The sequence below is a fragment of the Paraburkholderia guartelaensis genome, assembly GCF_004353905.1.
Classification (GTDB): Bacteria; Pseudomonadota; Gammaproteobacteria; order Burkholderiales; family Burkholderiaceae; genus Paraburkholderia; species Paraburkholderia guartelaensis.
Map to the genome: position 1 here is coordinate 1 of NZ_SMOD01000043.1, position 12,094 is coordinate 12,094.

Consider the following 12,094-nt stretch of genomic DNA (forward strand, 5'->3'; position numbering starts at 1 on the left):
CGGGCACGACGCTGTACAAGCAGGCCGTGGAAAACGGCTGGATGGAAGAGAACAAGACCATCAACCTGGTGAGCAAGGAAGGCGTGCAGCTCGCGGCGATCGGTTATGCGCATCTGTCGCGTGACGAGATCTATCACCACCTGGAGCAGTTCTATCGCCAGTTCTATTTCCGGCCGTCGAAGATCTGGGAGATCGTGCGCGAGATGCTCACGAGCTGGGACATGATGAAGCGGCGTCTGCGCGAAGGCGTGGAGTTCTTCCGCTTCCTGCGCGCACACGAGGCATGATGGACCGCTCGCACGCGACGGGGCGAACGGGCGCCATCGTTGCGATGGCCGTGACGGTGCTTGCCGTTGCTTCTGCGGCAATCGAAGTCATGCGTGTTGAATTGCCCGGGTTCTCGCATCTGCTTTTCGATGCGCTCGCGGTCCTGAGCGGTCTTTGCGCCGTGGTCGGCATCATCTATACCTGCACGGCGAGCGTGCTGGTCGGCCGGTTCTTCGCGCGCGAGGTGCCGACGCCGCGGCACTTTCCGGCCATCACGCTCGCGAAGCCGCTGCACGGCGATGAATGGCACCTCGAGGAGCACCTCGCCAGCTTTTTCGAGCAGGACTACCCCGGACAAGTCCAGTATCTCTTCGGCGTTCACGATGCGCGTGACGAAGCGCTCAATGCGATCGAGCGGCTACGCACACGTTATCCCGATGCACACATCACCGTCGTCGCCGATTCGCGCCTATACGGTCCCAACCGCAAGATCGCGAATCTCGTGAACATGCTCGAACAGGCCGAGCACGACGTGCTGTGCTTCGCCGATAGCGACGTGCTCGTCGACAAGAACTATCTGCGCCAGGTGGTCGGGGCGCTGCAGCAACCGGGCGTCGGCCTCGTGAGCGCGGTTTATCGGGGCCTGTGCGCGCCCGGATTCTGGCCGCGCGTGGCGTCGGCCTTGACCAACTATCATTTCCTGCCCGGCGTCGTCACGGGGCTCGCCATCGGCCGCGCGCGGCCGTGCTTTGGCCAGTCCATCGCCATGACGCGTGAAATGCTCGACCGCATCGGCGGTCTGGCGCAATTCGCGCATCACCTCGCCGAAGACCATGCAATTGGTGAAGCCGTGCGCCGCGCCGGTGCGGAAGTGTCTATTCCGCCCATTCTCGTGCGACACGCGTGTGTGGAGAATACGTTCGCGAAGCTCTTTGCGCACGAATTGCGCTGGAGCCGGACCGTTCGCGCGGCGGACCGTTCGGGACATCTGGGCGCCGTGCTGATGCATCCGTTCGCGCTCGCCATGCTTGCCGTGGCGTTGTCCGGCGGCGCAGCTCCCGCGTGGATACTGGCCGCCGTGGCGCTGTGCGCGCGGGCGTGGCTGATCTGGAGGACCGATCGCGCGACCGGCGACAAGTCCAGCGGACTGTTATGCTTACCCCTTTGGGAAATGGTCCAGTTCGCGATCTATGTCGCGAGCTTTTGTTCGTCTGGCGTCGTTTGGCGCGGCACGCGCTTTCGCGTCGACAGGAATGGCATGCTTTCGCCAGTCCACGAGACCTGAGCGTCACAGTAGATGGGGGGCACAATGAGACGGGAGCATCCACTAGAGAGCACCCGCAGATGAAGCACATGGGACGTATCGCCGCCCTGGTCGGTCTCGCGATCGCCGTGTGGCTCGTATGGCGCGAGCATCCCGCAGCGGTGCTGCAACTGTTGCGCGGCGCGGGCATGGGCCTCGTGCTGGCGGCGGCCGTGCATATCATGCCGATGTGCGCGAATGCGTGGGACTGGCGCAGCCTGATTCGCGCGGCGCAGCGTCCGTCGTTCACGACGATGCTCAAACTCGTGTGGATTCGCGAGTCGATCAACGGCTTGCTGCCGGTCGCGCGCGTGGGCGGGGAACTCGTTTCGTTCCGGCTGCTTGGCCGTGCGGGCGTACGGCCGGCCACGGCGGTGGCGAGCCTCATCGCCGACATGCAACTCACGCTGATCAGTCAGGTGCTGTTTGCGTTGCTCGCAGCCGGCTATCTGCTCGAACATTCCTCTTCCGATACCGCGCGGATCGTGGGGCGGCTCGCATGGGGCCTGGCGGGCTTCATCCCGCTGCTCGTGCTGTTTGCACTCGTGCAGCATGCGCGGCCGTTCGAGCGCGCGGCACGCACGCTCAACCGCGTGACGAGCGGCAAGGTCGTCGATCTCGTGGGCAAGTCCGCGCGCGTCGATTTATCCCTCAAGCTGATCTGGCGGCAGACCGGCGTGATCGTGCGCTACGTGCTCGTCTGGCAAACGCTGCAATGCCTCGGCTACGCGCTCGAGATCTGGATCGCGTTGCGCGTGCTCGGCACGGACGCGACCTTCGTGCAGGCGTTCGTGATCGAAGCCCTGATCCAGATGCTGAGCAGCATCGCGTTTCTCGTGCCAGCCGGCCTTGGCGTGCAGGAGGGCGGCTTCGTCGTGATCGGTGGACTGCTGGGGTTCGACGCGCCCACATGCCTCGCGCTCGCGGGCGCAAGACGCGTGCGCGATCTGATGTTCTATTTGCCCGGCCTGCTTGCCTGGCAGGCGGCCGAGTATGGCTGGCCGTCACGACGCCGCACAGAAGGTACGGCCACGCGCGCCCGCACGGAATAATCCCGGAAGTGACCTGTTATTGAATACAGGTCGCTTCACATTGCTCTATTGTCGGCAATTGCCCGAAAGGTCTCGACATGGCAAGGGATTTCAGCGCGCTGAACAAGCACGCTCATCGCGAATACAAATTCGTTCAGGCCGATTCATATCGTCAGGTCAGCGAGACCTACGGGACAGCTATGGATGGCGGGGTGTGCATGGGCGTCGTGTTGAATTGGGTCAAGGAGAAGTTGTCGACCTCGAGGGGACCGCTTCGTCCTGATGGTCCCCTGCGTAATCCGGCCGTCAAGCATTTTTCAAATCCACTCAATCCCCTTTCTCGCATTCGCAACGGCATCTCCCCGCCCACGGATTCCGTGCTGGGGAAACTCATGGGCAAGCAAGCCGGGCAACCACGCGGCAGAAAGAGCGGGGCGCGCAACGAAGCGGCCATGCTGGAGGGCGCGAAGACCCACGAGAATTACCGCTACAAGACCACTGACGAGTTGGTCGCTGAGCTCAAGCTCGATCAGGGCGGATATACGCCAGAAGAAAAAACGCGCAAGGTAAAGCATGTCGAGCAGAATGCTGGCACAAACCGCCCGCAGGAGAGTTTCGTAGCCGAGCGCGTGGACGACGCCACGATTGCCGGAGCCGGGGAGCAGTTACCCAAGGGCAATGCAATCGTGCTCGATTTGAAGCAAGAGGCTGGTGGTCTCGGGCACGCCGTTGCGTTTTACAAGAGCCGGGGAGGCACGCTCTATTTTTTCGACCCGAACGCCGGCGTGTACGAGATATCTCGTCCGTACGAGAAACACGTTCTGGGATTCGTGCAGGCGTGGCTCGATGTCTACACGAAGGACCAGGACCAGAACGGCGTGCCGGCTCCAACAAACTGGAAGACGAAGGATGAGCACCGCTGGTATTCGGTTTATACGCGCACTACCCCCACGGAAGACTAACGCCTGAAAGAACCCGGAGCCCTCGCGGGCATTAACCGTGACTCGTGCGCAATTGAAAGCGCCAACGCTCGAGGTTCGAGAGTTCATCCACGGTCTTCTTCTCGATGTCGCCGCGAATCAGGTGATGAATCGTGAGCCGACCCTGCTGCGTCTCCAGGATCTGCACTAGCCGTGCGCGCTCCTGCTGGCCCTTGAAGCCCAGATCGAAATAGATGACGCGGCGACGCGTATCCCCGATGACGAGGCTCAAGCCACCCCCGCCGCCCGACCCGCCAAGGACACCCATTTGGGGAATATCCCGTATGTGGAGATTCCAGCTGAAGCCATTGCGCGCGATCCACTTCTTTGCATCCTCCTCGCGCTTCGTGGCCATGAGCGCAGCGGGCGGATGGTTGGTCACATCGGTCGCGATCGTATAGCGCGACCTGTGCCAATTCCTGAAGGTATTCGACTCCCGATTGTGCGCATACATGTTTCTCTCGATTTTGCCTTCGAAGTCCCATTGCTGCGTCACGGTGTCGAACCTGAACCATTCGATGCACTCGTTCCACTCCAGTTGGGGGCATTCGATGTCATCGGCCATGAGCTTGCCGAGCATGGGCGCCTTTACCTCGGCGCGAAACGTCAGGTCGAATTGATGACCGGCGGTGGCAGTGGAAGAGCGCCCGCCAATGGGTTTGATCCGCTCCACGGGCACAGCAAGATTGGAAATCGTCATGCGGGCTTTCATGGCTCACCTCTGTGCAATTCGGGATGCAGCGATAACAGCTGAACGTTTCCAGATATTCCCTCCCATGCCCGGCGACAGGCTGCAAAAAACAAATGGAATAGTTCTCCTCGCCGGGCTGTTGTGGAAGAGCGGATCGAACTGGATCGACCCGTTGGGCTAAAGGAGCTTCTCCATGAATCACCTCTCACGCGGGAAGCATATTGCGATTGGGGCTGGGCTGATTTCGATGATGAGTGGGCCTTCCGCGCAGGCCGAATCGATCGATGTGCCTGGCGTGCAGCCGTTCCTGAAAACGACCGCAGCGGGGGTGCAGATCTACGTCTGCGAGTACGGTGCGGATCACACGCTCGACTGGGTCTTCCGGCAGCCGCGCGCCACGCTCTACGACGCGCACGGCGCCGAGGTGATCGAGCATTCGGCCGGCCCGTCGTGGCAAGCGCGCGATGGCAGCCGCATCGAGGGAAAGGTCGTCGCGCAGGAACCCAGCGATACGCCCGGCAGCGTGCCGCAACTGCTGCTCGAGGCGCACTCCGCCGGATCACCGGGCATGCTCGCATCTGTGCGCTACGTGCAGCGGGTCAGGACGGTTGGCGGCGTGAAGCCGGCCGCGCCGTGCACAGTCGAGCACGAGTCGGGTAGCTCGCCTTATATCGCGACTTACATCTTTTATAAGTAAGAAGACAGATCATAGGACGGTCTCTCTGGAACGGTACGCCGTCAATTAATTCGGAATGCGAATTTAAAACAGTCAAAGCGCCATGCCCATCGAATTCATCACGCATCAGGACTGGACCGAGTGGCTCGAACCCCTCACGCAAGCACAGCCGTGCGGCCCAGACCTCGAATATGACGCGCAATTTCGCGAACTCGAGGAAGCGGTCAGCGGACGTCCGGAAGCCGAGTATGGCGACACGCTCGTGGCTGCGGTCCCGCCCGACTGGGAAGCCGCCGACGCGCTTGGCACCGCATTGATGGCCCGCACGCGAGACCTTCGCGTGGTGATGCATCTGGCGCGAGCGCGCTGGGTTCGCGAAGGCATTACCGGTCTCGCGGACGGCCTCGTCTTGACCGCCGCACTGCTGGAACGCCACTGGGAGCACGTGCATCCGCAACTCGACACCAGCGACGGCGACGACGCGACGGCCCGGATCAACGCGCTTGCCGCGTGGACGGAGGCCGGCGGCGTGCTCGCCGGTCTCATGGATAGCCCGCTGCTGCAAGGCCGCTCTCCGGTCACGCTGCGCGAGTGGTCGTATGCGAATGGCGAAGCCGTCGCGCCAGAAGGGCACACGATGATGAGTCTCACGGCGATCGAAGCGTCGATCGCCGTGTCGCCCGATGCGGCGCGCAGCGCGAAGAAGGCGTTCGATGCCGCACACCACGGCGTCCGCGCAATCGAAGCGACGCTTGCCGAACGGATAGGCGCCACCCAATCGCTCGATTTCGCTTCGTTGAAGGCATTGCTGGAGCGCGCCTCGACGCTGCTTGCAACGGGCGTGGGCGAGCACCCGGACGATGCGCAAGTGCATTACGCAGACGAGCCCGGTGTCGCGTCGCCTGCCGCCGCCATCGGCAACGCATCCTCCAGCGCGATCAGCAACCGCGCCGACGTGGCCGCCACGCTGCAGCGGATCTGCGCCTGGTACGCGCAACACGAACCTGCGAGCCCGGTGCCGTTACTGCTCGAAAGGGCGCGCGGCCTCGTCGAGAAGTCTTTTGTCGATCTTTTGAAGGACCTCGCACCAGAAGGGCTCGCGCAACTTACCCAGGTGGTCGGTACGGCTGCCGTCGAAACGCCGGTGGAATGATCCAAGCCGCACTGCAACGCAGTTCAACCAGGAGAACGGTCAAATGGCCAAGGAGAGCAGTCAGAAGTTCATTGCGCGCAATCGGGCGCCGCGCGTGCAGATCGAGTACGACGTGGAAGTGTACGGCTCGGAAAGGAAGGTCAACTTGCCCTTCGTGATGGGCGTGCTGTCCGATCTCTCGGGGCAGCCGCAGGAAGCGCTGCCGCCCGTTGCGGAACGCAAGTTTCTGGAGATCGACATCGACAACTTCGACGAACGGCTGCGCTCCATGAAGCCGCGCGTCGCGATGCAGGTCGACAACACGCTGACCGGCGAGGGCAAGATCGGCGTGGACATGACCTTCTCGAGCATGGACGACTTCGAGCCGGCCGCGATCGCGCGCAACGTCGAACCGCTCGCAAGGCTGCTTGAAACGCGCAGTCAGTTGCAGAACCTGCTGACCTATATGGACGGCAAGACCGACGCGGAAAAGCTCGTCGCCCGCTTGCTCGAAGACCCTGCGCTGATGAATGCGCTCGCCGCCGCGCCGAAGCCCGAGGGCGCGCCCGACTCCGAATAGAGGACCCAAGATGGCAGACACCCAACTCGATCCATCCGCGTTCGCGCAGCCGGAAAGGCAAGAAGCCGACGCGGCGAGCCCTTCCGGCGAGTTTCAACAACTCCTGCAGAAGGCATTCCGGCCGCGCACGGAGAAAGCACGCGAAGCGGTGGAAAGCGCCGTGCGCACGCTCGCGGAGCAGGCGCTGCTCGACACGCACCGCGTGTCCGACGATGCACTCGCGACCATCGAAGCGCTGATCGCGCGCATCGACGAAAAGCTGAGCGCGCAGATCAACGTGATCCTGCATGCAGAGCCGTTCCAGCAGCTCGAAAGCGCGTGGCGGGGGCTCCACTACCTCGTCACCAACACCGAGAGCGACGAGAGCCTCAAGCTGCGCGTGATGAACATTTCGAAGGCCGACCTGCACCGGTCGCTGCGCAAGTACAAGGGCGTGGCGTGGGACCAGAGCCCGCTCTTCAAGCGGCTTTACGAGGAAGAGTACGGCCAGTTCGGCGGTGAGCCTTACGGCGCCTTGGTGGCCGATTACTACTTCGACAACAGCGGCCCCGACGTCGATTTCCTCACGCAGATGGGCAAGATTTCCGCTGCCGCGCATGCACCGTTCATCGCCGGCGCGGACCCCGCCGTCATGCTGATGGACTCGTGGCAGGAGCTTGCGAATCCGCGCGATCTCACGAAAATCTTTCAAACGCCCGAGCACGCCGCATGGCGCTCGCTTCGCGATTCCGAGGACTCTCGCTATATCGGCCTCGCCATGCCGCGCTTCCTCGCGCGCACGCCCTATGGCGCGAAAACGAGCCCCGTGGAGGAATTCGATTTCGAGGAAGACACCGCGGGCGCGGACGCGTCGAAGTACGCGTGGGCCAATGCGGCCTACGCGATGGCCGTGAACATCAATCGCTCGTTCAAGACCTGGGGATGGTGCTCGCGCATTCGCGGCATCGAGTCGGGCGGGGTGGTGGAGGATCTGCCGGTCCACGCATTTCCGACCGACGACGGCGGCGTCGACATGAAGTGCCCGACGGAAATCGCCATCAGCGACCGCCGCGAAGCCGAACTGGCGAAGAACGGCTTCATGCCGCTCGTCCACAAGAAGAATTCGGATATCGCGGCATTCATTGGCGCGCAGTCGCTCAACAAGCCGATCGAATACGAAGACCCGGACGCCACGGCGAACGCGAACCTCGCCGCGCGCCTGCCTTATCTGTTCGCCTGCAGCCGTTTCGCGCACTACCTCAAGTGCATTGCGCGCGACAAGCTCGGCAGCTTCAAGGAGAAGGACGACATGCAGCGTTGGCTGCAGGACTGGATTCTTCAGTACGTGGACGGCGACCCCGCCAACTCGTCGGAAGAGACCAAGTCGCGCCGGCCGCTCGCGGCGGCGGAAGTCGTGGTCGAGGAAGTGGAGGGCAATCCGGGCTATTACACCTCCAAGTTTTACCTGCGTCCGCATTATCAGCTCGAAGGCCTGACCGTCTCGTTGCGGCTCGTTTCGCGGCTGCCGTCGACCAAAGCGGCCTGAACCGCCACGGTTTTTCAAACCTGTACGAACCCGATCAATAAGGAATCCAAATGGCAGTCGATATTTTTCTGAAACTTGGCACGGTCACGGGCGAGTCGCTGGATCAGACTCACAAGGACGAAATCGACGTGCTCTCGTGGAGCTGGAGCATGGATCAGTCCGGCACGATGCATCTCGGCACGGGCGGTGGCGGCGGCAAGGTCGACGTGCACGATCTTTCGATCACCAAGTACACGGATCACGCCACGCCGGCCATCATGACCGCGTGCGTAACGGGCAAGCACTTCCCCACCGGAAAACTCACCGTGCGCAAGGCGGGCGGCAACAAACCGTTGGAGTACTACACGATCGACCTCGACAAAGTGCTCGTCACGAACTACGCGACAGGCGGATCGGACGGCGAAGACCGCTTCACCGAAACGGTGACGCTCAACTTCGAGAAATTCCACGTGACCTACCAGCAGCAGGATCCGACCACTGGCTCGGCGCTCGGCGGCGTGGTCGAGTGCAAGTGGAACATTCCGGCCAGCGCAACGGCGTAAGTGGATCATGCGCACGAGAAACGCCGAGCGCGTGCAGCCCTCGCTGCTGGAGCGGCTGACCGACCACGCGCCCGAAGCGACGAGCGAAGTCCGCGAGCATCGGGCCAGTTCGGCGCGTGCGCAGCGCTTGAGCGTCATGCGCGATATCGGCTGGCTCCTCAATGCGCGGGGCATCGCGTCGGCGCAGGAGATCGCGCGCTTTCCGTGCGTGGCCGACTCGGTGCTCAACTTCGGTTTCGCGGAGCTGGCGGGCAAGAGCGCGTCGGACGTGGAGCTAAGCCGGATCGAACGGCTAATTGCCGAGGCGATCGGCGCGTTCGAGCCGCGCATCGTGCGCGGCACCTTGCGCGTGCGCGCCATTCAGTCCGGTGGGGTGGATATCGCACACAACGCGCTGGCGTTCATCGTCGAAGGCGATCTCCATGCGCACCCTGTACCCGAGCGGCTTTATTTGCGCACGGAACTCGATCTGGAAGCCGGCAAGGCAAACGTGTACGAAGAGGTGACGCCCAGATGAACCCCGACTTCCTCCAGTACTACAGCCGCGAATTGCAGCATGTTCGTGAGATGGGCGGCGAATTCGCCAAGGCGTTTCCGAAGATCGCGGGGCGGCTGGGCCTTGAAGGTTTCGACTGCGCCGATCCCTATGTGGAGCGCTTGCTCGAAGGATTCGGCTTTCTGGCCGCGCGCGTGCAGATGAAGATCGATGCGGAGTTTCCGCGCTTCACGCAGCATCTCGCCGAATTGGTGTATCCGCACTATCTCGCGCCGACGCCCGCGATGACCGTCGTGCAACTGCAGCCCGACAAGACTCACCCCGCGCTTGCGGACGGTGTTGCCGTGCCGCGCGGTACGGCCCTGCAGGGCCGGTTCGATGGCGAGCGTGCGACGCGCTGCGAGTTCCGCACGGCGCACGCGCTCACTTTGTCCCCGCTCGAACTGGTGGAGGCGCGGCTATTCACTCACACCGGCGCGCTGCCCGGCGTCGCGGCCGTGCCGCGCGGCGTGAAGGCAGGCTTGCGCCTCAAGTTGCGCGCGCTCGGCGAGCGCACCATCGGCGATCTGACGATCGATCATCTGCCCATCTACCTGCGCGGCAGCGACGGCACGGCGGCGAAACTTTATGAACTGCTGGTCGGCTCGACGCTTGGCATTGCGACACCCGGTGGCGTGCTGCCGCCTTCGTCGCTGCGCCCGCTCGGCTTCTCCGACGAAGAGGCCCTGCTGCCCGTGAGCGATCAATCGTTTCCCGGCTATCGGCTGCTGCAGGAATATTTCGCATTTGCCCAGCGCTTCATGTTCGTCGGCATCGATGGATTGCGCTCGCATTTCGCACGCTGCGAAAGCGACGAAATCGAGCTTGTGGTACTGCTTTCGAAGGGCGATACCACACTCGAACAACGGGTCGACCACGAAAACTTCGCGCTGCATTGCACGCCCGCGATCAATCTATTTGCGCGCCGCGCGGATCGTATCGCGGTGACGGGTGAGCAGTTCGAGCATCACGTGGTGGTGGACCGCACGCGTCCGCGCGACTTCGAAGTCTATCGCGTGCAAAGCGTAACGGGCCATCGCTCGGGCGGCGGTGCGCCGATCGAGTTTCAGCCGTTCTACCGAATGCGCGATCTGAGCGCAGGCGACCCCGACACGGCGTTTTATCAGGTGCGGCGCGAGAAGCGTCTGCCGTCCGCCCGCGAGCAGGAGCGCGGCACGCGTTCGTCGTATTCGGGCAGCGAAACCTATATCGCGCTAGTGGATACGCACGAAGCGCCGTATCCCGGCGATCTGCATCAACTCGGCGTGAGTGTGTTGTGCACCAACCGCGACCTCACGCTGACTCTGCCGCTCGGGCGCGGCGAAACCGACTTCACCCTGGAGCTGGAAGCGCCGGTGTCCGGCGTGCGCTGTGTCGCCGGGCCGAGCCGCCCATTGCCTTCCTATGCGCAAGGTGCAGTGGCGTGGCGTCTCTTGAGTCACCTGTCGCTCAACTATGCGTCCCTCGTGGACGACGCGAACGGGAGCGGCGCGCGCGCCATGCGTGACCTGCTCGCGCTTTACGCGGCCGAAGGCGACGGCGCGGCCGCGCGGCAGATCGAAGGTCTGCGCTCCATCGGCTCGCGCGCAGTCACGCGCCGCTTGCCGTCGCGCGGGCCGATCGTGTTCGGCCGCGGCCTCGCGCTCGATGTGCTGCTCGACGAGAGCGGTTTCGAAGGTGCGAGCGCGTTTCTGTTCGGCGCGGTGCTCGCGCGCTTTTTCGAGCAATACGTGTCGATGAATTCGTTTACCGAAACCTGTGTGTCCTCGACCACTCGCGGTGAAATCATGTGCTGGGCGCCGGGGAGCGGGCAATGCCGGACGCTGTGATGCTGTTCGAGCGCTTCTCCGCCGATGCGAACCGCTTCGATTTCTTTCAGGCCGTGCGGCTCGTGGAATGTGCGCATAGCGGGTTGCCGCGCGTGGGCGCTTCGCTGCGCCCGCGCGACGACGCAGTGCGATTCGGTCAGGAACCCGAATTGATCTTCTTTCCGACTGCGTTACGCCATTTTGCCAACAAGCAGGACGCCGCGCCGAAGCTCGCCGTGAACTTCTTCGGTTTGCTCGGCCCGAATGGCCCGATGCCGACACATCTCACCGAATACGTGCGTCACCGCGCGCGTAACGCGGGCGATCCGACTTTTGCGCGTTTTCTCGATGTGTTTCATCACCGCATGGCGTCGCTGTTCTATCGCGCGTGGGCCACGGCGCAGCCGGTGGTCAGTCTCGATCGGGACGACAACGACCGATTCTCCGCTTACGTGGGCACCGTGTTCGGGCTCAACGAAGCGGCGCTGCACAACCGCGACAGCGTTCCTGATTTCGCCAAGCTGCATTTCGCGGGGCTGCTTGCGGCGCCCACGCGCCACGCAGCGGGTTTGCGGATCGTGCTGTCGCGCTTCTTTGGCTTGCCAGTGGAAGTCGTGCAGAACGTGGGGCACTGGATGAAGCTGCCCGACGCTGCGCTGACGCACCTCGGCGCACGCGATGAAAACGCTCGCATGGGTGTCGGCACGATGCTCGGAGGCCGCGTGTTCGATCGGCAGCACAAGTTTCGCGTCGTGCTCGGACCGCTTTCGCTGGGCGATTACGAGCGCTTCCTGCCGGGCGGTACGAGCCTCGCACGGCTCGCCGACTGGGTGCGTCTGTACGTGCACGATCCGCTCGAATGGGACGTGAACCTGCAATTGCGGCGCGCACAGGTGCCGCGTCTCGCGTTGGGGCGCAAGCAGCGCCTCGGCTACACGACGTGGCTGCACGCGCGCGCGGCCACGGCCGACGCGGCGCAACTGAAGCTTCGTCCGTTGATCCCATTTCATGCAAAGGACTAGTG

12 protein-coding genes and 1 pseudogene are annotated in these 12,094 nt (G+C 63.3%); 12 read left to right on the forward strand and 1 reads right to left on the reverse strand.

Annotated elements, in window-relative coordinates; all coding sequences use genetic code 11:
- The 4 genes and pseudogenes from E1N52_RS35300 to E1N52_RS35315 all read left to right on the forward strand — a co-directional run.
- Positions 1-287, forward strand: a pseudogene (locus E1N52_RS35300) (hopanoid biosynthesis associated radical SAM protein HpnJ); the annotation flags it as partial.
- On the forward strand, positions 287-1,552 hold the full coding sequence (gene hpnI, locus E1N52_RS35305; RefSeq protein WP_425468191.1) for a bacteriohopanetetrol glucosamine biosynthesis glycosyltransferase HpnI: 1,266 nt from the start codon (positions 287-289) through the stop codon (positions 1,550-1,552). The pseudogene E1N52_RS35300 and the gene hpnI, both read left to right, overlap by 1 nt.
- Positions 1,553-1,611: 59 nt before the next feature.
- Positions 1,612-2,622, forward strand: coding sequence for a lysylphosphatidylglycerol synthase domain-containing protein (locus E1N52_RS35310; protein ID WP_133188553.1), 1,011 nt, complete (start codon positions 1,612-1,614; stop codon positions 2,620-2,622).
- A gap of 77 nt (positions 2,623-2,699) precedes the next feature.
- Positions 2,700-3,563 (forward strand): YopT-type cysteine protease domain-containing protein, encoded by an 864-nt coding sequence (locus E1N52_RS35315; protein ID WP_133188555.1) that lies wholly within the window; start codon positions 2,700-2,702, stop codon positions 3,561-3,563.
- Positions 3,564-3,594: 31 nt separating this feature from the next.
- Here the strand turns inward: E1N52_RS35315 and E1N52_RS35320 are convergent, their stop codons facing one another.
- Positions 3,595-4,281 carry a hypothetical protein gene (locus tag E1N52_RS35320; protein WP_133188557.1) on the reverse strand — a complete coding sequence of 229 codons (687 nt, stop codon included), beginning with the start codon at positions 4,279-4,281 and terminating at the stop codon, positions 3,595-3,597.
- 184 nt (positions 4,282-4,465) lie between these two features.
- Between E1N52_RS35320 and E1N52_RS35325 the strand changes: the two genes are divergently transcribed.
- The 8 genes from E1N52_RS35325 to tssG all read left to right on the forward strand — a co-directional run bounded on the left by E1N52_RS35325 (position 4,466) and on the right by tssG (position 12,092).
- Positions 4,466-4,969, forward strand: a complete 504-nt coding sequence (locus E1N52_RS35325) for a DUF3455 domain-containing protein (protein WP_133188559.1) — start codon at positions 4,466-4,468, stop codon at positions 4,967-4,969.
- A gap of 82 nt (positions 4,970-5,051) precedes the next feature.
- Positions 5,052-6,101: a type VI secretion system protein TssA gene (gene tssA / locus E1N52_RS35330; protein ID WP_133188561.1), complete on the forward strand. Its 1,050-nt coding sequence runs from the start codon at positions 5,052-5,054 to the stop codon at positions 6,099-6,101.
- 43 nt (positions 6,102-6,144) lie between these two features.
- Positions 6,145-6,660, forward strand: coding sequence for a type VI secretion system contractile sheath small subunit (gene tssB, locus E1N52_RS35335; RefSeq protein WP_133188563.1), 516 nt, complete (start codon positions 6,145-6,147; stop codon positions 6,658-6,660).
- Positions 6,661-6,670: 10 nt separating this feature from the next.
- Positions 6,671-8,185 (forward strand): type VI secretion system contractile sheath large subunit, encoded by a 1,515-nt coding sequence (gene tssC, locus E1N52_RS35340; RefSeq protein WP_133188565.1) that lies wholly within the window; start codon positions 6,671-6,673, stop codon positions 8,183-8,185.
- A 50-nt stretch (positions 8,186-8,235) separates the two neighbouring features.
- The gene (locus E1N52_RS35345) at positions 8,236-8,727 is read left to right on the forward strand and encodes an Hcp family type VI secretion system effector (RefSeq protein ID WP_133188567.1); all 492 of its coding nucleotides are present in this window, start codon (positions 8,236-8,238) and stop codon (positions 8,725-8,727) included.
- Positions 8,728-8,734: 7 nt separating this feature from the next.
- Positions 8,735-9,244: a type VI secretion system baseplate subunit TssE gene (gene tssE, locus E1N52_RS35350; protein ID WP_133188569.1), complete on the forward strand. Its 510-nt coding sequence runs from the start codon at positions 8,735-8,737 to the stop codon at positions 9,242-9,244.
- Positions 9,241-11,091 carry a type VI secretion system baseplate subunit TssF gene (gene tssF / locus E1N52_RS35355; protein WP_133188571.1) on the forward strand — a complete coding sequence of 617 codons (1,851 nt, stop codon included), beginning with the start codon at positions 9,241-9,243 and terminating at the stop codon, positions 11,089-11,091. The genes tssE and tssF overlap by 4 nt, the downstream gene beginning before the upstream one ends.
- Entirely contained in the window at positions 11,076-12,092 is a 1,017-nt protein-coding gene (gene tssG, locus E1N52_RS35360; protein WP_133188573.1) for a type VI secretion system baseplate subunit TssG, read from the forward strand. The genes tssF and tssG overlap by 16 nt, the downstream gene beginning before the upstream one ends.
- Positions 12,093-12,094 lie beyond the last annotated feature (2 nt).